Annotated in this window: 18 protein-coding genes; 3 read left to right on the plus strand and 15 right to left on the minus strand. The window is 72.7% G+C overall.

Annotated elements, in window-relative coordinates; genetic code table 11:
- Positions 1-182 precede the first annotated feature (182 nt).
- Positions 183-866 (plus strand): CBS domain-containing protein, encoded by a 684-nt coding sequence (locus KGA66_RS22770; protein ID WP_211470413.1) that lies wholly within the window; start codon positions 183-185, stop codon positions 864-866.
- A gap of 326 nt (positions 867-1,192) precedes the next feature.
- Here the strand turns inward: KGA66_RS22770 and KGA66_RS22775 are convergent, their stop codons facing one another.
- The 13 genes from KGA66_RS22775 to KGA66_RS22835 form a co-directional block, all read right to left on the minus strand.
- Complete coding sequence (locus tag KGA66_RS22775) at positions 1,193-1,810, minus strand: CBS domain-containing protein (RefSeq protein ID WP_211470421.1); 618 nt, start codon at positions 1,808-1,810, stop codon at positions 1,193-1,195.
- Positions 1,807-2,301 carry a hypothetical protein gene (locus tag KGA66_RS22780; protein WP_211470423.1) on the minus strand — a complete coding sequence of 165 codons (495 nt, stop codon included), beginning with the start codon at positions 2,299-2,301 and terminating at the stop codon, positions 1,807-1,809. Before KGA66_RS22780 ends, KGA66_RS22775 begins: the two co-directional genes overlap by 4 nt.
- Positions 2,302-2,332: 31 nt before the next feature.
- A complete protein-coding gene (locus KGA66_RS22785) occupies positions 2,333-2,638 on the minus strand; it encodes a hypothetical protein (protein WP_211470425.1) in 306 nt (101 codons plus the stop codon).
- Positions 2,639-2,723: 85 nt separating this feature from the next.
- The gene (locus KGA66_RS22790; RefSeq protein WP_211470428.1) at positions 2,724-3,338 is read right to left on the minus strand and encodes a V-type ATP synthase subunit D; all 615 of its coding nucleotides are present in this window, start codon (positions 3,336-3,338) and stop codon (positions 2,724-2,726) included.
- Positions 3,335-4,831, minus strand: coding sequence for a V-type ATP synthase subunit B (locus tag KGA66_RS22795; protein WP_211470429.1), 1,497 nt, complete (start codon positions 4,829-4,831; stop codon positions 3,335-3,337). The genes KGA66_RS22790 and KGA66_RS22795 overlap by 4 nt, the downstream gene beginning before the upstream one ends.
- Positions 4,828-6,603, minus strand: a complete 1,776-nt coding sequence (locus KGA66_RS22800; RefSeq protein ID WP_211470431.1) for a V-type ATP synthase subunit A — start codon at positions 6,601-6,603, stop codon at positions 4,828-4,830. Before KGA66_RS22800 ends, KGA66_RS22795 begins: the two co-directional genes overlap by 4 nt.
- Positions 6,591-7,118 (minus strand): hypothetical protein, encoded by a 528-nt coding sequence (locus KGA66_RS22805; protein WP_211470433.1) that lies wholly within the window; start codon positions 7,116-7,118, stop codon positions 6,591-6,593. Before KGA66_RS22805 ends, KGA66_RS22800 begins: the two co-directional genes overlap by 13 nt.
- Positions 7,118-7,345 (minus strand): hypothetical protein, encoded by a 228-nt coding sequence (locus KGA66_RS22810; RefSeq protein ID WP_211470435.1) that lies wholly within the window; start codon positions 7,343-7,345, stop codon positions 7,118-7,120. The genes KGA66_RS22805 and KGA66_RS22810 overlap by 1 nt, the downstream gene beginning before the upstream one ends.
- Before the next feature lie 5 nt (positions 7,346-7,350).
- Positions 7,351-7,776, minus strand: coding sequence for an ATP synthase subunit C (locus KGA66_RS22815; protein WP_211470437.1), 426 nt, complete (start codon positions 7,774-7,776; stop codon positions 7,351-7,353).
- Positions 7,773-9,194: a V-type ATPase 116kDa subunit family protein gene (locus KGA66_RS22820; protein ID WP_211470439.1), complete on the minus strand. Its 1,422-nt coding sequence runs from the start codon at positions 9,192-9,194 to the stop codon at positions 7,773-7,775. Before KGA66_RS22820 ends, KGA66_RS22815 begins: the two co-directional genes overlap by 4 nt.
- Positions 9,181-10,113: a V-type ATPase subunit gene (locus tag KGA66_RS22825; protein ID WP_211470441.1), complete on the minus strand. Its 933-nt coding sequence runs from the start codon at positions 10,111-10,113 to the stop codon at positions 9,181-9,183. Before KGA66_RS22825 ends, KGA66_RS22820 begins: the two co-directional genes overlap by 14 nt.
- On the minus strand, positions 10,110-10,568 hold the full coding sequence (locus KGA66_RS22830) for an SPFH domain-containing protein (RefSeq protein ID WP_211470443.1): 459 nt from the start codon (positions 10,566-10,568) through the stop codon (positions 10,110-10,112). The genes KGA66_RS22825 and KGA66_RS22830 overlap by 4 nt, the downstream gene beginning before the upstream one ends.
- A gap of 165 nt (positions 10,569-10,733) precedes the next feature.
- Positions 10,734-11,429 carry a DUF4389 domain-containing protein gene (locus KGA66_RS22835; protein ID WP_211470445.1) on the minus strand — a complete coding sequence of 232 codons (696 nt, stop codon included), beginning with the start codon at positions 11,427-11,429 and terminating at the stop codon, positions 10,734-10,736.
- A 527-nt stretch (positions 11,430-11,956) separates the two neighbouring features.
- Between KGA66_RS22835 and KGA66_RS31175 the strand changes: the two genes are divergently transcribed.
- Together KGA66_RS31175 and KGA66_RS22860 are read left to right on the plus strand one after the other, a co-directional pair.
- Positions 11,957-14,647, plus strand: a complete 2,691-nt coding sequence (locus KGA66_RS31175; RefSeq protein ID WP_281416765.1) for a PKD domain-containing protein — start codon at positions 11,957-11,959, stop codon at positions 14,645-14,647.
- A gap of 252 nt (positions 14,648-14,899) precedes the next feature.
- Positions 14,900-16,444, plus strand: a complete 1,545-nt coding sequence (locus KGA66_RS22860; protein WP_211470447.1) for a CYTH and CHAD domain-containing protein — start codon at positions 14,900-14,902, stop codon at positions 16,442-16,444.
- A 182-nt stretch (positions 16,445-16,626) separates the two neighbouring features.
- Here KGA66_RS22860 and KGA66_RS22865 read toward each other — a convergent pair whose 3' ends face one another.
- Together KGA66_RS22865 and KGA66_RS22870 are read right to left on the minus strand one after the other, a co-directional pair.
- Positions 16,627-17,415, minus strand: a complete 789-nt coding sequence (locus KGA66_RS22865; protein ID WP_211470450.1) for a response regulator transcription factor — start codon at positions 17,413-17,415, stop codon at positions 16,627-16,629.
- Between the two features lie 117 nt (positions 17,416-17,532).
- Positions 17,533-19,494: a serine/threonine-protein kinase gene (locus tag KGA66_RS22870; RefSeq protein ID WP_211470452.1), complete on the minus strand. Its 1,962-nt coding sequence runs from the start codon at positions 19,492-19,494 to the stop codon at positions 17,533-17,535.
- Positions 19,495-19,578: the final 84 nt, after the last annotated feature.

Below are 19,578 nucleotides of genomic sequence, written 5' to 3' on the forward strand. Positions count from 1 at the left end.
CCCAAACCTCCTCTCGCGCCGGCGCGGGCAGCGTGAGATGTGTATAGGAGAGGGGGCGGGGGCGGGGGCGGCTGCGCAGCGGTGCCGAAGTTCGCCGGCCGCAGGGCCGGTGGTCCCTGGCGTTCACGCGACCGGGTCTCTAGTTTTCGAGGCAGGCGACGAGTGCGCGGCGGTGAGGCAAGATGCGTAAGACCACGGTGGGAGACGTGATGACCGGCAGTGCCCTGGCGGTCACCGCGGATGCCCGGGTGCAGGATCTGGTGGAGTCGGCGGCCCGGCATCACGCCGACTGTCTCGTGGTCGTGGACCGCGAGGGCGCGGCGCTCGGGGTGGTGGGACCGGCCGCGTTGGCCAAGGCGCTGGCCGCCGCACCGGGTTCCGGCCTCGGCCTCGGCGCGCGTTTGCCGCGCCGGCTGCGGCGTCTCGCGGGCGTGGACGAGCCCGTGGTCGCCCGCGAGGCGATGCACCGGCCGCAATACACGGTCACGCAGGAGACGTCGGTGGTGGAAGCCGCTCACGTCGCGGTCCGGCACGAGGCGGGCACGCTGCTGGTCGTGGACGACGAGCGGCGCCCGGTGGGCGGCGTGAGCGTGATCGACCTGATGCGCGGTCTGCTGCGTCCCGACGCGGAACTGGCCGAGCAGGTCAGGCACGAGGTGTTCAGCCACGGGCTGGGCGTGGACGTGCACCTCGCGGGCATCCAGGTGAAGGCCGTGGACGGGGTGGTGACCCTGCACGGCGGGCTGGGTTGCCGAAGCATGGTCCAGGACGCGGTGCGGCTGGCCGAGGAGATCGACGGCGTCTCGCGTGTCGTCGACGACCTCACCTTCGTCGTCGATGACACGGGAGCGATGCAAGCCGATTGACGCGCCGATGACGGCGCCGCGGACCTGATGCCGCCGGACCCGGATGACGCCATCGGCTATGACACCACGCGGCATCAGCCATGACACCGCGCGGCCGGAGCGTCGCAGGGCGTTGCGGGGTCGCGCGATCGCAGGGTACTGCCGGACGCGCCGCGTCCCGGTCGGCTGACCGGGACGCGGTGACAACCGGGACGCGGTGACAACCGGGACGCGGTGACAACCGGGACGCGGTGACAACCGGGACGCGGTGACAACCGGGACGCGGTGACAACCGGGACGCGGTGACAACCGGGACGCGGTGACAACCGGGACGCGGTGCGGGCCGGTCAGCTGACCGACACCGGGCCGATCTCGACCCGATCGATGACCTCGATGACGCCGTCGACTGCGCGGATCTGCTCGATCGCCTGCCGCACCGGTTCCTCGTCGGCGGCGTGGCCGCTCGCCAGCACGATGCCGTCACGCACGCGGACGGTCATCGTGCTCAGCCGCGACTCGGGTTCGGCCAGGATCACGGTGCGCACGATCTCGTCCTGGATGTCCAGGTCGGGGCGCAGGAACACGGTGAGCAGATCCTTTTCGCTGACGATGCCCACCAGCCGCCCGGTGTCGCTGACCACCGGCAGGTGCTTGACCGCGTTGCGGTACATCAGGCGGGCGGCCGTCGCGGTGTCGGTGTCGGCGGTGACGGTCACGACAGGGCTGGTCATCAGCGTCTGCGCCGAGACGGACCGCACGCGCGGGCGCGCGCTCGCGCTGCCGAGGGCCTGTTGCTCGACCAGGTCCGCCGCGCACACTATCCCGGTGACGTGGCACGAGTCGTCGAGCACCGGCACGGCGCTGATCTCCCGATCGAACAAGGTCCGCGCGATGTCCTTGAACGGGGTGTAGAGGTGCACCGCGACGACGTCGCGGGTCATCACGTCACGCACCTTCGAGTTCACCTTCGGCCTCCTCCTGGCAGGGCGGGTGCTTCCAGGCTCCCGGCGACGGCCAGCAGCACCGCGCCGAGAGCGGTGGCCAGCACGCCGAGGCCGGTGACGAGCGTGGCCACCTCGGCGGCCTCGTACGCGCCGAGCAGGCCGGCGTGCATCGCCTCACCGCGGAACGCGGTATCGCGTGCCTCGCTCGACACCGAGTCCGGCCGACCGGCGGACAGCTGCGCGTACGTGCGCCCTCCGGTCGCGACGTAGACGTTGCGCTTGATCAGGTCGGCGTACACCTTGGCCAGGCTCGCGCTGTCCACGCTCTGCCCGGCGTACCGGGCGAGGTCCTGCGGCACGCTGTCGGGAAAGGCGAGGTGCTCGTCAGCCAGCTCCGAGCGCACCAGCACCCCCGCGGCCAGACCGCGACGCGCCAGGACCGGACCGGCCACGACCAGCGCCCAGCCGAGCGCGCGCGTGGCGGCCGCGGTGGCTTCCTGCTTCCCAAGCACCCTGCTCGCCTCCAGTCGTCCGGCCTGTCGGCTAACGCTTCGCAGCCTTCGCCGGTTTGGGCGCCTTCCCGGGCTTGGCCTTCCTGAATCTGCGCCGCGCGTCCTTCGCCGTCGCGTCCTTCGCCGTCGCGTCCTGCGGCTGCTGCTCCACGCTCCTGGCCGCGCCGGCCGCCTCGGTCCGCTGCGGCGCCGACGCCGTCTTCTGCGGACGCACGTAGAGACCGCGCAGGTAGCGCAGCAAGGCGTCGTAGCGGGCTTCCGAGCTGGGGGTCACCGCGCGGTTGATCACATCCCGGCGGGCCTCTTCACGCGCATGTCCGGACTCATTGCCGTTCACCGTGCCCGCCTCCCTTCTGCGTCCCGGTGATCTCAGCATCCCGCTCGGCGCCCGCGGCCTGCCAGGGTCGTTCGGCCCGGGGTCGTCAGGCCCGCGACGAGCGCGATGCGGCGTGCCGGCGGCGGACCCCGTCCTCGAAATCGCTTTGCTCGAGCACGAACTCCAGCCGCTCGTGCGCCGCGCGCAGCGCCGGGATCCAATGCCTGCGCAGGACCCGGATCTGGCGGCGCGTCGTCGTGACGGCCGCGTCGAGAGCCCGCAGCGCGCCCTGGTCGACCGCCGCCTGGGCCGCCGCGCGCACCGCGCGGACGTGCGCCGTGCGCGCGCACACCAGGGCGGCGCTGCCGGGATCCGCCTCCGGAAGCTCCCCGGGCAGGTCGCACACGACCTCGTCCGGGTACCTCACACCCATGGACGAGGCCGCGCGAACGCTGACACCGGCCGCGGCGCCGGGAAGGGCGAGGCGCAGGCCGTCGTCGCCGACGGCTGCCAGGGCCCGTCCGAGCCAGGCGTCCGCCTCGGCCGCGGCCTCGCGCCAGGCCCGCAGGCTCTCCTCGGCGGCGCGACGCCTGGCCTGCTGCTGCGGCAGCAGCGCGTGCAGTTTGCGTTCCAGCAGACCGGCACCGCGCTCCGCGGTGGTCAGCTTGCGGCGCAGGTGCAGCCGCCCGGCACGGCCAGGCGGTACACGCACGGTGGTCATTTCCGCTCCTGTTCCTTACCGGACGGCAAGCCGGCCGGCAGCATCCGGTCGGGCAGCATGGTCAGCTCGCTGCGCGGCAGCGTGAACGCCACGCGCGCGCAGCGGTCGAGGGTGTCGGCCAGGCTCCGGTTCTCGGTGCGCCGTTGGTCGACCAGCAGCTTGTAGAAGGCGTCTTCGAAGTCGAGGTAACCGCGGTCGGTGCGGCTCAGCGAGTCCGCGCCGATCAGGTCGGCCAGGTCGCGCACCTGACGGGCGCGGGCGAGCGAGGCGAGCAGCTGCGCGGCCAGCGGCAGGTGCTCGGCCGAGGTGCGCCCCGGCCCCGCGCCGTTGCGCATCAGCCGGGAGAGGGAGGAGAGCGGGTCGATCGGCGGGTAGATGCCGCGCGCGGCGGTTTCGGCGGACAGCACGATCTGACCTTCGGTGATGTACCCGGTCAGGTCGGGCACCGGGTGGGTGATGTCGCCGCCGGGCATGGTGAGTACCGGCAGCACCGTCACCGAGCCGGGCAGCCCGCGGATCCGCCCGCAGCGCTCGTATATGCCGGCCAGGTCGCTGTAGAGGTAGCCGGGGTAGGCCCGGCGTGCCGGGATCTCCTCCCGGGCCGCCGAGATCTCGCGCAGCGCCTCCGCGTAGCTGGTCATGTCGGCCAGGATCACCAGGACGTGGCGACCGTGGACGAAGGCGAGCTCCTCGGCGATCGTCAGCGCGATACGTGGAGTCATGATCCGTTCCAGGACGGGCGCGTCGCTGGTGTTGATCAGGAGGATGAGCTCGCCGACGGCGGCGCGCTCCTCGAGGGCGCCGCGCACGAACGCCGCGTCGGCGTGGGTCAGGTCCATGCCGGCGAACACCACGCAGAACGGCTGTGACCCGGCCGCGGCCTGCCCCGCGATCTGCGTCGCCAGTTCCAGGTGCGGCAGGCCGGGGACCGAGAAGATCGGCAGTTTCTGTCCGCGCACGAAGGTGGTCAGGGCGTCGATCACGCTGACCCCGGTGAGCACGGGCTCCGACGGGGGCTCGCGCCGCGTCGGATTGATCGGGCGGCCGGCGACGGGCGCGGTGCGCGAGCCCATGACGGGCGGGCCGCCGTCGACCGGAGTGCCGCGCCCGTCGCACATCCGGCCGAGCCAGCCGAGTCCGACCGGGATGCGCAGCGGCGTGCCCGAGAACGCCACGCGTGTGCCGGCCGGGTCGAGACCGCCGGTTCCCTCCAGCACCTGCACCACGGCCAGGTCCTCTTGGACCTCTGCTACCACGCCGTAGCGCAGTTCGCCGTCCTGACCGCGGATGCGCACGTACTCGTCGAATCCGACACCGCGCACGCCACTGACGACCATCAGCGGGCCGCGCAGCGAGTCGACACCGGTGTATTCGAGGTAGGGCCAGTTCGTGCCGGGGGCCGTGCCCACCGCCGTGCCCACCGCCGCGGCCGCCGGTGTGTTCGTGTCCGTGTTCGCCGGTGTGTTCGTATCCGTATCAGCCTGGGTGTTCATCGCGGGGCCTCTCCCCCGGCCAGCGCGTCGAGCGCGGCGAGCACGGTGTCACGGCATTGTTCGACGACTGCGACGTCCTGCGGTCCGGCCTGCTCCCGCGCGCGCAGCAGCGGTCCGAAGTCGACCGATTCCACCGGCACCGGGCCGGCGGCCCGCGCGACGGCGAAGCAGCGGTCGATCACGGCGAGAACCGCCTCGGCCAGCGCAGCCGTCTTCCGATCGGGGCTGTAGCCGTCGGTCTCGGACAGGGCGCTTTGCTGCAGCACCCCCTCGCGCACGAGGCGGCCGGCCAGCACAGCCATGCGCTCCTCCGCGGGCAGCGCGCTGATTCCGACCAGGTCGACCAGGTCGGCGAGGCGATCGGCCCGCGCCAGGATGAGCACCAGACGCTCGCGCAGCGGGCCGAATCCGGCGGCGTGCGCGAGCGCGGCGGCGTCACGCGAGAACGACGCGGCCCAGGACACCGCCGGGTAGTGCCGTGCGTAGGCCAGGTCGCGGTCCAGGGTCCAGCGCGCGCGCACGAAACGCTCGGTGTGCACCGTCACGGGCTCGGCCATGTCGCCGCCGGGCGGGGAGACCGCGCCGAGGACGGTGACCGAGCCGCGCCCCGAGCCGAGGGTCTGCACCGTGCCGGCCCTCTCGTAGAAGGCGGCCAGCGCCGAGGCCAGGTCCGCCGGGAACCCCTCCTCCGCGGGCAGCGCACCCGAGCGTGAGGCGAACTCGCGCAGCGCCTCGGCCCAGCGCGAGGTGGAGTCGGCGATCACGACGGCGTCGTAGCCCATGTCGCGGTAGTACTCGGCGACGCAGGCACCCACGTAGATGCTGGACTCGCGGGCCATCATCGGCATGTCCGAGGTGTTGGCCACCACGACCGTGCGCTCGGCCAGCCGGCCGCCGCCGCGCGGGTCCCGCAGCCGGGAGATCTCGTCGACCACCTGCGCCATCTCGTTGCCGCGCTCGCCGCAGCCGAGGTAGATGATGACGTCGGCGTCGCACCACTTGGCGATCTGCTGGAGCAGCACGGTCTTGCCGGTGCCGAACCCGCCCGGTACGGCCGCGCTGCCGCCCTTGGCGATCGGGAAGAGCAGGTCGAGCGCCCGCTGCCCGGTGTGCAGCGGCGTGACGGAATCGAGGCGCCGCCGGAACGGGCGCGGGCGGCGGATCGGCCAGCGCTCGCTGAGGGCCACCGGTTCGCCGCCGACGCGGGCCACCACGGCGTGCTGCCCGTACTGTCCGGGCGGCGCGATCCAGTCCAGCCGGGGCTGCGCCGGCGCGCCGTACCCGTCCGGGTCCGGCCGGTTCTCGTGCAGCCCCGGCGGCACCAGCACCCGGTGTTCCACGGCGGTGCAGACCGCGAGAGTGCCCAGCCTGGTCCCCGCGGGCGCCGGGTCGCCGGGGTCGGCCTCGGGGGTGAACTGCCAGGTGCGCTCGTCCGGCGTCGCATCCGGCGCGCCGCCGCTGCCGCCGAGCCAGTCGCCCGCGCCGGCCAGCGGCCGCAGCAGCCCGTCGAAGACCCCGCCGAGCAGCGCCGCGCCCAGCAGCGCCGAAAGCGGCCGGTGCTGCGGGATGACCGGGTCGCCGGGGGCCAGGCCGCCGGTGTATTCGTACGCTTGCACGGTCAGCACGCCGCCGCGGATCGCCACGACCTCGCCGGGCACCCGCGCCGCGCCCAGCAGCACCTGTTCGGACATCGCCGCGGTGTGCCCGCCGTCGAGTTCGATCTCGACGAGCGGTCCGGCCACCCGGCGGACCGCGCCTGTCACCGCGTCCACAGCCGCACCGCCTCGTCGTCGAGCCGCTCCACGGCGCGTGCCGCGATCGCCGGCAGGCTCAGATCGACGCGCTTCCCGGGGACCGCTGCGACGACGCCGCCGCGCGCGTCCGCGGTGATCTCGGCCCGCGGTCCGAGCAGGTCGTGCACGCGGCGTTCGAGCACTGCGACCAGCGCCGCGTAGTCCGGTGCCTCGCGCAGTGCCAGCACGTTGAGCTCGATGCTCTCGCGGACCGCGTCGTAGACGGCGCGTTGGGCCGCGAGCAGCATCCCGCGCGCCTCGCGCCGCGCCGCGGACCGCGCGGCACGGGTCTGGGCCGCGGCCTCGGCCCCGCCCTGTTCGCGGGCCTCGTCCAGGACGGCTCGGGCTTGGTCGCGGGCGGCGGCGATAACCGCCTCCGCGTCGGCCCGGGCCGCGGCGGTGACCGCGTCGGCGTCCTGCCGGGCGCGCCCGATCAGCCGGTCGCGCACCGGATCGAGGGCCGCCGACCGTTCGGCGCGAAGGGGAACGCTCATCACGGCATCACCACGGTCAGCCGATCGGAGGCGTCGAGCAGCGCCGGGCCGAGGACACGCGCGGCGTCGGGGGTGAGGATGACGATCGCGACCTCGGGCGGCAGCCCCCGCCAGGCCGCGTGGACGGACTCGTCGTCTTCGGCCACGGCGACACGGACACCGGCCAGCGCGTAGCCGCGCGTGCGCGCATCGGCGCCGAGCGCGGCGATCGTCGCACTACCCGGCATGGCGATCAGGCCTTCCCGATCAGGATGACCGCGACGACGAGCCCGTAGATCGCGATCCCCTCGGCGAGCCCGACCACGACCATCGCCCGGCCGAAAAGCTCCGGTCGTTCGCTCATCAGCGCGAGCGCGGCGGAGCCGGTGTAGGCGACCGCGATCCCGGCGCCCAGGCAGGACGCCGCGACGGCGATCGCGGCGCCGATGAGCGCGCCGTTGTTGCCGCTCGGGCTCGATGACGCCGCCGCCGCGGCGCTCTGGGCGTGGGCGGGCCCCGCGCTGAGCACGAGCAGCATCACGCCCAGCGCCGCGGCAGGCAGCCCGCCGGCGAGGGCGAGCAGTGCCCGCCGCGCGCCGCGCGTGGAGCGCCGCGCGATCAGGATCGCGGGGACGGCGCCGGCGAGCAGCGCCGGCGCTCCGATCAGCCACACGGTCATGGGACCGCCTCCGGGGTACGGGCGGACAGCCGGAAGGGCCGGAAGGGCCGGCCCTCGGCGGCGAAGATCCGCGAGAACAGTTCGTAGTACTCAAGGCGCAGCGCCTGTACCGCGACGACCAGACCCTCCAGGGCGATGGCGGCCGCATTGCCGACGGCGAACACGAGCACCGCGCCGGCGAGGGCGAGCGGCCCGCGCCGGGCCAGTGCGGTGACGCCCTGCCAGACGACCAGTCCGAGCGCCGCGTGGGTGAGCCCGAAGGCGGCGAGCCTGGCGAACGAAAGCACGTTGGAGCCGATGCGGGTGACCAGGTCGAGCAGCCCGATGCCGACTTGGAATCCGCCCGCGACGCCCGCGGGCGCGCCGGCGGCCAAGCCCACCCCGGCGGCGACCAGGCCGAGGCCGGCGCACACCGCCCCGGCGATCGAGACCGACTGCGACTTGGTGAACACTCCGAGCGCGACGGTGGCGCCCCCGGCGAAGACCGCGCTGCCCGCCGCTCCGGAGGCGGCGTACAGCGCGGCGCTCGGGCCGCCCTCCCGCCAGCGGTTGACGGTGCCGAGCGCGTAAGCGCCGGCCAGCAGCGCCACGCCGAGCCCGATCGCGTAGCCGGTCAGCCGCAGCGGCTGGTCCAGCGGGTCGAGCCACAGCACCGGGACCACCGTGGTGGGCCCGAAGAACTCGCCGTAGGCCAGCCCCGCGGCCGTCGCGGCGACGCCCGCGCCCGCCACGAAGCGCCACAGGTGCCGGATCCGGGCCAGCGCGGCGATCCGCCCCGAGCGCAGCACGAGCGCGGAGGCGACCACCAGCGCTCCGTGCCCCGCGTCACCGAACATCACCCCGAACATCAGCATGTAGACGATGCCCACCGGCAGCGTCGGGTCGCAGTCGGCGTAGGGGACCGTGCCGTAGGAGCGTACGAGCACGGAGAAGGACCGGTGCGTCGCGGAGCTCTCCCGCAGCAGCGTCGGTGGTTCGACGCCGGGCGGCGCCGGCAGCGCTACCACCGCGCCGCCGATCCCGTGCAGGCGCGCGGTCAGACGGGGCAGGTCGTCGACCGGGCACCAGCCGGTCAGCGCCGCCGCGCCGGCGTGGCGTGCGGCCGCGTTCGTGTACTGATCGACCTGGTCGCGGGCGCCGCCTCCGACGCCTCCGACACCCCCGACGCCATCGGCGTGGCCGGCGCCCGCGGATACCGCGGACCCGGACGCCTCGGTCGGTTCGGCGTCGATCTGCACGCATCCGTCCTCACCGACGCGTATCAGAGCCGCGCGAAGATCTTCGAGCCCTGCGGTAAGCGCGATCCGCTGCATCCGCACGGGCCGCAGAGCATCGCGCAGAGCCTCCCGGCGGCGCTCGCGCGGCTGTTCGGGCGAGGGCTCGAGCGCAGGCCCGCGTGCGGGCTCAGGCGCGGACATCTTCGCCGTCCCGGACGGTCACCGCGCCCGCGCCGGCCACGAGGCTCAGCGCGATGCGCACCGATCGCGCATCGGCGAGCAGCAGAGTCGCGCAGCCCAGCACCGGTGCCAGGGCGAACGCGTTGGCCCGGGTGAGCCGCCCCGCGTCCTCCTCGACCCTGCTCCACCACCGCCGCTCTCCGAGCCAGAGCCGCTGTGGGCCGTCGAGGCCCCGCACGGTCCAGGCGGCGGTCGGCTCCGGCAGCGCCGCGACGAAACCGTCCCAGTCGGCCGCGTCGAGCGCGCCGGTCCCGAGGAGCGGACGCACCCGGTTCGCGGCCGTCACCGTGGGCCGGCGCCCCAGCAGGAACCGCTGTCGAGCCAGCGCGAGCGCGGCGGCGCCCGCTCCCCAGGCGCGGGCGGCCGGGTGGGTCTGCGCCAGGCGGCAGGCCCAGGACAGGTACAGGTAGTCGACGATGCCCGCCGCGTCTCCGGTGCCGGGTTCGCCCCATGCGCAGGACGCCAGACGCCTGCGCAGTTCGCCGACCGACCCGGCCGCGAGCGCGCCCTCCCCCACCGTCGCGAGCGCGCCGAGCCGGTACGGGGGCGGTGCCGATTCTCCGCGTATGGCGCGCAGCCGAGCGGCGAGATCGCGGATTTCGAATTCCGCGACGAGCGTACGCAGCGCGGAGACACCCGGGCGCGGAAGCCAGCCGGCGAGAACGCGCAGGTTCCACAGGGTGGCGAGGTTGACGGCCCGTTCGGCGTCGAGCGCGTCTGCGGCTTCGGGCAGGAAACGGCGGTACGCGGTGCCGCGCAGTTGCGCGAGCGCTTCGTCCATCGTCGCTTGCGTGGCGAGCCGCCGGATGCCGTCCGCTCCGACCCGTCGGTCCAGCAGCGCCCTGGCGCGGACCGTACCCGCGACCCATCCGGCGGTCATCGCGCCTCCTGGGCTGAGGGCCCTGATTCGGAGCGCAGCCGCGCCGCGATGCCGGCGACCACGCGTTCGCCGTACTCGGGCACGCTCGCCTGCCCCCGGGACCGCAACGATTCAGCTTGCGTCCGTGCCTCTTGCAGCAGTTGTGCGCAGTACGTCTCGGCCTGTGACCGGGCGCGGCGGGCGGCGCTTTCGCGTTCCGCGACGGCGTTCTCGCGCGCCTGCGCCACGATCAGCGCGGCCTGTCGCGCGGCCTGCTGCCGTAACTGCGCGGCTTCGGCCGCGGCTCGGGAACGGATCTCGGCCGCCTGCGCCTCGGTTTCGGCCAGGGCCGCGAACACCGGGGCGAGTTCGGCCGCCTGTTCCGCCGCGCGGTCGGCCGGAACCGCGCCGACCGTCGCCGCTCCGGGCGCGCCGGCCCGGCGGAACCGCAGCAGCAGCTCGCGAAGACCGGCCATAGCGTCCCGCCTCCCAGAGGTGGACCTCATGATCATCTTGCGGCTTCGGGCGCGACGGGTTTAGGGCCGTTGTGCCTTATCGCCATGTGCCTGTCGTCCCGTGGCGCGGCGCCGGGCCGTCAGCCGCGCCTGCGGCGACGCTCATCGCGTGTTCAGCGGCGCAGCTCACCACACCCCGGGCACGCCGGTGTCCCGGCTCGGCTCCCGGCCGCCCTGGTCCAGCCGGAACGGCGGGTAGCGATCGGTCATCAGGCTCGCGTAGGCCACGACCCGCAGCACCCACCGGTCCAGCCCGATGATCAGGTCGAACAGCTCGGGCAGGTAGCGTCCGGTCACCGCCAGCGCCACCCCGGCGATCACGGCCAGCAGGCCGATCAGGCCGACGCCGGGCCAGCCCGCGACCCGGTAGTCGCCGACGAACACGCCGATCACCAGGTACTGCGGGATGGCCAGCAGCCACCACTTGACCAGCGCCGCGCCGCGCGAAAGCGTCTGCGGGTAGGCGATGTCGAGCGTGGCCGGATAGTCGGGAACCTCGTCGAGCGTGAACGGCGGGTACCGGTCCGTTCCCAGCGCCCCGTAGGAGTAGTAGGCGACCCGCCACGACCATCGCAGTATGCCGACGTTGAGTTCGAAGATCCCGCGCGGGTAGCGGCCGGTGAACACGATAGCGATCATCGCGACGAGGCTGAGTACGACGTACACGACGCTGAGCACCCACAGGATGATGTAGTGCGGGATCGCCAGCAGCCACTTGACCAGCCAAAGCCAGCGCGAGAGCGGCTCGTCGAGCCGGGCCGCGACCGTGACCGGTGAGCGGGTTTCGAGTGGTTCCGACGCGGACGTGTCGTAGGCCGCCATGAGAAGACCTCCTCGGATCGGCCTTACCTGCCTTTCACCCCAGCCTCGGGCCGTAATCCGGGCGGCGATAGGGCCGGCCGACCCGGGCCACGGCAGCCAAGGGCCTTTCGGCGGGCGTCGCGGGCGGCCTGATCGGCGCCACGCCCGGACGCGTCAGAACCAGGCGTACTCCCCTCGCGCGTCGCCGGCGCCGGCGACGCCTACGGCACTGACACACGGCTGCGGTCACGGTGACAGAGGACGAACCCGGGTCGGGCGCGCGGATTGAGCACCCTGAGCTTCCCTGACGAGGAAGGTATAAGCCCTCTGGCATGAGCGGAATGGTGGAAACGGGCGAACGGTCCGTGAATCCTTAACAGAGCCTGAGAGATTTTACCTGCCAAGCCTTGCCCGGCATCGGCCGAATCAGGACGATGCGGAAAGCGGTGGCTCCTTCTTGCCGCGCCTACACTCTCGCTGCTGGAGTGCCCATGTTCGGATGGAAACCCACAATATTCCTCGCCGGCGTCGCAGTGACCGCACTCGCGATGACCGGTGTACAGACTACTGCCGCCCAGGCCGGGATGCACCCGGCCACCGGCGTCGGCTCGTGCACGCTGAAGGGCTGGAACCCGGCCACGGACCCGAAGGACGCCAAGGACCTTCCCGAGGGCGAACGTCCGCAGTCGTACAAGCCGGACGACTACGACTGCACCGGCGCCAAGTTCGCCGCGCCCGGGACGGAGTTCACCAAGTTCCCGCAGCCCAAGAACTTCCAGGTCGCCAACGTGGACACGATGCGGCAGGTCAAGAGCTGCTCGGCCGGCAAGTGCACCACGCAGTTCAAGCCGGTGTCGCAGCCGGCCACGGCGATCAACCCGCTCTCGCCGTACTTCCCGCCGTTCCAGCACTTCGTGATCATCTACCGGGAGAACCACACCTTCGACGACTACCTCGGCGACTGCGCCACCACGGTCGCCTCCGGGTGCAACGGCGTCGTGGAGAGCACCAACCACATAAGCTCCGTGCCGAACCTGCACACGCTGGCCAAGAACTACGGGCTCGACGACGCCTACAGCACCGGCACGCAGCCGCCCAGCGGCCCCAATCACTGGTGGCTGTTCTCCGCGCAGTCCGCGTCCAGCTCACAGCAGCAGGCGTACCCCAGCGCCACCGGCACGCAGTTCGACCGCTTCCTGAGCAACGCTTCCGGCCCGACCGGTGAGGGCACCAACGCGTGCACGACCCAGACGGGCACCGGGTCCGGCAGCAGTCCGTACACGTTCATCATGAACGGCGACTTCTACTGGATGCTCAGCAGCGGCAGCGGTTACTGGCGCAACCCGGCGACCGGCAACCTCGAAGTGCTGCCGGTCAACCGTCCGGGCACGAACATCCCGGAAGAGCTGCACTACAACGAGTACACCTGCAACAACCAGAGCATCCCGGACAGCACCGTCGCCAACGACTACATCAACTTCATCAACACCAACGGAATGCCGGCCTACAACTACGTCGAGCTGTTCAACGACCACCCGGGCACCTACCAGGACATCCCGGGCAACGACACGGCGACCAACAACATCGTCTCCGCGATCGAGAACAACGCGACGTACAAGAACAACACGCTCATCATCGTCACCGAGGACGACACTCAGAACGGCAACAACGGCCCGGACCACGTCAGCAATACCTACCGGGTGCCGCTGGTCGTCATCGGACCGTCGGCCTACGTGAAGCAGCACTACCTCAGCCACGTCGCGTACACGACGAACAACGTGATCGCGGCGATGGAGCGCACGATGGAGAACGTGCACTCGGGCATCATCGACCCCAACGACAACCTCGGTCTGTCCACGTTCCCGATGACGAGCAACGACCAGGCCGCGCTGGGCGACCCGCTTGAGGACTTCTGGGTCCAGGGCGCCACGCCGCTGTCCGCGGCCGCGACCGGCACACCGTCGACGGGCAACGCCCCGCTCACCGTGTCCTTCACCGGCTCGGCGACCGGCGGAACCGCGCCGTACACCTACAGCTGGAACTTCGGCGACGGCGCGACCAGCACCGCGCAGAACCCCAGCCACACCTACAACAGCGCGGGCACCTTCACCGCGACCCTCACCGTCACCGACAGCGCCTCCAAGACCGCCACCTCCAGCGTCACCACCACGGTCAGCGCGGTCGGCAACCCGCTGGCGGCCAGCGCGTCGGCGGTACCGACCTCGGGCCAGGCGCCCCTGAGCGTGTCGTTCACCGGCACCGCGACCGGCGGAACCCCGGCGTACTCGTACAGCTGGAACTTCGGGGACGGATCCGCCACCAGCACCGCCCAGAACCCCAGCCACACCTACAACAGCGCGGGCACCTTCACCGCGACCCTCACCGTCACCGACAGCTCCTCCCCAGCCAAGACGGCGACATCGAGCGTGACCGTCACGGCCTCACCCATCGCGGCGACCCCGCCGGGAGCGCCGACCGGCCTGACCGCGACCGCGGGCACCGGCCAGGTCTCGCTGAGCTGGCAGGCTCCGTCCAACACCGGAGGCGAGAACATCACCTCCTACCGGGTGTACCGCGGCACGTCCAGCGGCAGCGAGACACTGCTGACCGGCGGCGGCTGTAGCGGCCTGAGCGCGGTGCTCTCCTGCACGGACACCGGGCTGACCGCGGGTCAGACCTATTACTACAAGGTCAGCGCGGTCAACGGCGTCGGCGAGGGTCCGCAGAGCAACGAGGCGTCGGCCACACCGACCGGCACCGGATGCCCGTCGTCGCAGCTGCTCGGCAACCCGGGCTTCGAGACCGGCAGCGCCTCGCCGTGGTCCGCCAGTTCGGGCGTCGTCAACAACAGCAGCTCCGAACCGCCGCACAGCGGCAGTTGGGACGCGTGGCTCGACGGATACGGCAGCTCGCACACCGACACCCTCTCGCAAGCGGTGACGCTGCCCACCGGATGCACGAACTACAACTTCAACTTCTGGCTGCACATCGACACCGCGGAGACCAGCACGACGAGCGCCTACGACACCCTCAAGGTGCAGGTGCTCAACAGCTCCGGCACCGTGCTGTCCACCCTGGCCACCTATTCCAACCTCAACCACAACACCGGGTACACGCAGCACAGTTTCAGCCTCGCGCCCTACGCGGGCCAGAAGGTCACGCTGAAGTTCACCGGCGCCGAGGACTACACGATGCAGACCTCGTTCGTGCTCGACGACACGGCGGTGAACGTGAGCTGACGTCGCTGACGTGAGCTGCGGTCAAGCCGACAGGCGGCGGCCGGCCGGGTCCTCGGACTCGGCCGGCCGTTCCCGTCACAGCCGTCCCCGTGTGACAGCCGTCCGCGTGTGACAGCCGCCTCCATGTGTCGCAGCCGCCTCCTTGTCGCGGTGATCGCTGCGGCGCGGACGATCGCGGTTCCCGGCCGCGTGCCTGCGCTGGGAGCGGTCCCGAATCGGGATAGTTGCCCGGATATGGGTATAGCGGTTGTCATGCCTACCGAACTGCGTGAGATCGAACGGAAATACGACGCGGGCCCCGGCGCCCGACTGCCTGACCTGTCGGGGTTGCCCGAAGTCGCCTCGCAGTCCGAGCCCGAGGAGACGATCCTCGAAGCCACCTGCTTCGACACCGATGCTCTGGACCTGACCCGGGCCGGGATCACGCTGCAGCGGCGCTCCGGCCAGGACGAGGGCGGGACGGGCTGGCGGCTGAGCCTGCCCGAGCCCCACGGAACCTATACCGACCTGGACCTGCCGCACGCCCCGGAGCCGCCGCGGGAGTTCCTGGAACTGCTGACCGCACGCCTGCGCGGGCGCCCGGCGCGGCCGGTCGCGCGGATCACGACCGCCCGCATGCGCCGGACCCTGCGCGGCCGCGACGGCGCGGCGCTGGCCGACGTGGTGTTCGACGACGTCACCGCCGAGGCTTTCGGGCCGCTGGCCACCCTCAGCCGCTGGAACGAGGTGGAGTTCGAACTGGCCGACGGCAGCCGCGCTCTGCTCAAGGCGTTGGACCGCCGACTTCGCCGCGACGGGCTGCGGCCCTCGCGCAACACCTCGAAGCTGCGCACGGTGTTGGCCGGCCGGCTGCCCGAACCCCGGCGGCAGCCGCGGCAGGTCCACTCGGGCCCGTCCCGCAGCGCGGGAGAGTTCGTGCTGGCGTATCTGCGGGAGCAGCGCGACCAACTGCTGGCCGACGACGTGATGGTCCGCCGTGATCAGCCGGACGCGGTCCACCAGATGCGCGTGGCCAGCCGCCGTCTGCGCAGTGCCCTGCGAAGCTTCGACGCCCTGGTGCCGAAGGAGCGGCGGCAGAAGGCGGCGGGCGAGCCCCCGCAGCTGCCGGCCGAGCTGCGCTGGCTCGCCGGGGAGCTCGGCGCGGCGCGCGATGAGGAGGTGCTCACCGAGCGGCTGCTGCACGAGGCCGCGGCGACTGCGGTGGAGCTGGTGCTCGGCCCGGTTTCCGCCCGGATCACCGGCCACTTCGCCCCACGCCGGGCCGCGGCCCGCGAGCGGCTGCTCGACGCACTCGAGTCCCCGCGCTACTTCGCGCTGCTCGACCGGCTCGACGCGCTGCTCGCGCAGCCGCCGGCCGGCCCGGCCGGTCGCCGGCCCGAGAAGACGCTGGCTCCGCTGGTGCGGCGCGAGCTGAAGCGGGCGCGTAGGCGCATGCGCGGCGCGGCGCACGCCGCGGCGGGCAGCGAACGGGATGTCGCGCTGCACGAGGCGCGCAAGGCTGTCAAGCGTGCCCGTTACGCCGTCGAAGCGGTCACACCGGTCTTCGGCAAGGACGCGCGCCGCACCGCGCGCGCCCTGAAGGAGATCCAGACGGAACTCGGCGGGCATCAGGACACGGTCATCGCGCGCGCGGAGATACGACAGCTGGCGGTGCGCGCCCACGCCGACCGCGAGAACGCCTTCACCTACGGGCTGCTGTACCAGCGCCAGGCCGAGCAGGCCGCCGCGCTGCGCAAACGCGCCCGCAAGGCGTGGAGACAGGCCGACGGCAAGAAGCGCACCGCCTGGGCGCGTTAGGCGGTGTTGGGGAATGCCTCAAGGGGCGAATCCGGCAAAGCGGCGGTCGAATCGTTGCCTTGATACATTCCCCAACACCGTCTATCGGGCTTGCAGTCAGGCACTTTTCTAGCTGAGAGCAACGCTGCGCGAAGATGGGAACCCGGATCCCATGGCCCGGTGCGCGCCGCTCGTCGCGCCGGTCACGAGGCGCCGGCCTTGACCGGGGCGGGCGCGGGCGCCTGCTGCAACCGTCCCGGCACCACGAGACCGGATTCGTACGCGAGCACGACGGCCTGGGCGCGGCTGGACAGGTTCAGTTTGGCCATCGACCGGTTCAGGTGGGTCTTGACCGTGCCCTCGCTGACCACGAGGCGCTCGGCGATCTCGCCGTTGGACAGGCCGGCCGCGACGAGCCGCAGCACGTCGGTCTCGCGGGCGGTGAGCGCGGCCAGCGCGGCTCGCTCGGCGGCCGAGCGGCCGTCCGACGCGCGGGTGCCGGCCGCGACCGGCGCCCGGCCCGCAGCGGGCGCGCCGTCGGTGCCGGCGGAGCCTAGGACCCCCTCGGCCGCGCAGTAAGCCTGGACCAGCCGGCGGGTGACCGCCGCCGAGAACAGGGTGTCGCCGTCCGCCACGGCCTTGAGCGCGGCGAGCAGCCGTTCCGGCGGGGTGTCCTTCAGGACGAAACCGCTCGCGCCGGCCCGCAGCGCCTTGTAGACGTACTCGTCGATGTCGAAGGTGGTCAGCACGAGGATGCGGGGCGGATTCCCGCGGCCGGAGCCCAGGATCCGGCGGGTCGCCGCGATGCCGTCGGTCTCCGGCATCCGGATGTCCATCAGCACGACGTCGGGTTCGGTCGACTCCGCCTTGGTGACCGCCTCGTCGCCGTCGCAGGCCTCGCCGACCACCTCGTAGCCGGGCGCGGCCCGCAGAATCGCCGCGATCCCGGCGCGAATCAGCACTTGGTCATCGGCGATCAAAACCCTGATCATGAACGTCCGCCGTTCCTTTCCTCGCGCCCGGCACCGGCGCCGGCTCTCCTGCGAGGCGGTTCGCGCGATACGGGCCGGTCACCCTCGCGGGTGACCGGCCGGGTGGTCCCGTATCCGTTACGCGGTCCCGTCCTCGTTCCACAGGTCGGCATGATTGCTCGTGCTGCACGACCCGCTGGAGACAACGGCCGTGGCGGCGAGGAGACACTGTCCGTCGCCCGCGTTTTCGAATTCTTTACTCGAAGCCGGTCCGGCGGCCTTCGACCACAGCTGCGCGGGCGTGCCGCCGCAGGCCGCCGTGAGAACCTGCCCGCCTGAGCCAGCGGTGAGGCACAGGCCGGTCTGCTCGTTGACGAGTTCGTAGTCCCCGGCCAGGATCCCGCTCAGCGACAGCGAGTACTGCCAACCCTCGTCCTTGCCCGCCGCGCAGGTCTGGAGCGAGGGCCCCGAACCGGCCGGCGCCGCGAGGCAGCCACCGGTCTGGGCGTTCTGGAGCCGGCGGAAGGTACCGGGCAGCGGCAGCAGGGGGCCCGCCCCGGCCGATGCGCTCCCCGTGGCGCTCGGCGCGGCGGCCGGGGTCGTGGCGCCGCGCAGTGAAGCGGGCGCGGCGCTGCGCTTGGGCGCCGGTGTGGCCCGGGCCGTCGGCCGCGACCGCGAGGGCGTGGGCGAGGGGTCGGCGGAAGCGGTCACGGGCGCGTGCCGCACCGAGTCCGCGTCACGCGGCCCGGTAGAAGGGTCCTGCGAGGCGAGCAGGGCCCACACCACGGCGCCGACCAGCGCGACGGCCGCGCCATACGCGATCGGCTTCCTCGCGCGTCGCGCACGGCCGGCCTCGTGGACCTCTTCGTGCTGCGCACCGCCGCGCCCGCCGTGCCCGTCTCGCCCGCCGTGCCCGTCTCGGCCGCCGTGCCCGTCTCGACCGCCACGGCCGCCACGATCGCCACGGCCGCTCGCGGCGACGGCACCGCGGCCGGAGGGATCGGCGGCGCGGTCGGGGCGCACCATGGTCTCCTCGCAGCCGCGCCGGCGCCCCGTCGAAGAGGCATCCGGATCGGCCTCTCGCTCGGGCGGAGCCGGTTCGCCGCCGAACGCCGAGCCCGGCGGCACATCCGCGACGGTCTGCGCGACGGCCTCCGCGGCCGTCTCGGCGGCCGGCCCGGCGACCGCGCCCGAACGCGGTGCGGCGACGGTCGCCGGCATCGCAAGAGTCTGCGTTCCCTCCGGAATCAGGGCCCGCAGGGTCTGCGCGAACGCGGCGGCATCGGGGAAGCGCTCGCCCGGGTCCTTCGCCATGGCGCGAACGATCGCGTCCGCCAGAGCCGGCAGTTCGGGGCATTCGGGTCGCGGCGGCGGCTCGCTCACCGCGCGCCACATGATCGAGCGCACGTCCCGGTCGGGTCCGCCGAACGGGGGCCGCCCGGTGAGCAGCTGGTACAGCGTCGAGCCGAGCGCGTATATGTCAGAGGCCGCGGTCAGCTCGCCGCAGGTCATCAGCTCGGGTGCGGCGTGCTGCGGGGTGAACACGTCCAGCACCGAAGCGGACGAGCTGGAATCCAGCAGGCACGACACGCCGAAGTCGGCCAGCGCCGGCTGCCCGAACCGGGATATCAGTATGTTGTTCGGCTTCACGTCGCGATGCAGCACGCCGAGCGAGTGCGCCGCCGACAGCGCGTCGGCGATCTTGGCGCCGACCGCGGCGGACTCGGCCGGGGGAAGCGGACCCGACCGCCTGAGCCGATCACGCATCGAGCCGCCGTCGTACAAGTCCATCGCGAGGTAGGGGCTGCCCGACGCCGTCGTGCCGATGTCCAGCACGGTCACGACGTGCGGGTGCCCGCTCAGCCGCGCGGCCAGGCGCACCTCGCGAAGGAAGCGGCGGCGCGCGTCCTCGTCCTGGCCGACGGTCAGCACCTTGAGCGCCACAGCGCGCTCGAAGGACTCCTGCACGGCCCGATAGACCACGCTGAAACCGCCGTGCCCGATCCGCGCCAGATCGCGGTAGCCGGGAACGGACTGCGTCGCCTCCGCGCTCTGGTTCAGCTCCGGTCCTGAGCCCGTCGATGCGGTTCGGCCTGTCATGACTCGCGTTCCCGCTCCTCTTCGTGCAACCGCGTCTTTGTGCAACCACGTCCGGCGGTGGCGCGGCGACAGGGACCTTGTGTC

This window comes from Actinocrinis puniceicyclus, from assembly GCF_018283645.1.
Lineage (GTDB): Bacteria > Actinomycetota > Actinomycetes > Streptomycetales > Catenulisporaceae > Actinocrinis > Actinocrinis puniceicyclus.

Coding starts and splice junctions, on each gene's coding strand:
- KGA66_RS22770 (WP_211470413.1), top strand. CDS start 183: ATGCGTAAGACCACGGTGGGAGACGTGATGACCGGCAGTGCCCTGGCG.
- KGA66_RS22790 (WP_211470428.1), bottom strand. CDS start 3,338: ATGACCACCGTGCGTGTACCGCCTGGCCGTGCCGGGCGGCTGCACCTG.
- KGA66_RS22795 (WP_211470429.1), bottom strand. CDS start 4,831: ATGAACACCCAGGCTGATACGGATACGAACACACCGGCGAACACGGAC.
- KGA66_RS22805 (WP_211470433.1), bottom strand. CDS start 7,118: ATGAGCGTTCCCCTTCGCGCCGAACGGTCGGCGGCCCTCGATCCGGTG.
- KGA66_RS22810 (WP_211470435.1), bottom strand. CDS start 7,345: ATGCCGGGTAGTGCGACGATCGCCGCGCTCGGCGCCGATGCGCGCACG.
- KGA66_RS22815 (WP_211470437.1), bottom strand. CDS start 7,776: ATGACCGTGTGGCTGATCGGAGCGCCGGCGCTGCTCGCCGGCGCCGTC.
- KGA66_RS22820 (WP_211470439.1), bottom strand. CDS start 9,194: ATGTCCGCGCCTGAGCCCGCACGCGGGCCTGCGCTCGAGCCCTCGCCC.
- KGA66_RS22825 (WP_211470441.1), bottom strand. CDS start 10,113: ATGACCGCCGGATGGGTCGCGGGTACGGTCCGCGCCAGGGCGCTGCTG.
- KGA66_RS22830 (WP_211470443.1), bottom strand. CDS start 10,568: ATGGCCGGTCTTCGCGAGCTGCTGCTGCGGTTCCGCCGGGCCGGCGCG.
- KGA66_RS22835 (WP_211470445.1), bottom strand. CDS start 11,429: ATGGCGGCCTACGACACGTCCGCGTCGGAACCACTCGAAACCCGCTCA.
- KGA66_RS31175 (WP_281416765.1), top strand. CDS start 11,957: ATGACCGGTGTACAGACTACTGCCGCCCAGGCCGGGATGCACCCGGCC.
- KGA66_RS22860 (WP_211470447.1), top strand. CDS start 14,900: ATGCCTACCGAACTGCGTGAGATCGAACGGAAATACGACGCGGGCCCC.
- KGA66_RS22865 (WP_211470450.1), bottom strand. CDS start 17,415: ATGATCAGGGTTTTGATCGCCGATGACCAAGTGCTGATTCGCGCCGGG.
- KGA66_RS22870 (WP_211470452.1), bottom strand. CDS start 19,494: ATGACAGGCCGAACCGCATCGACGGGCTCAGGACCGGAGCTGAACCAG.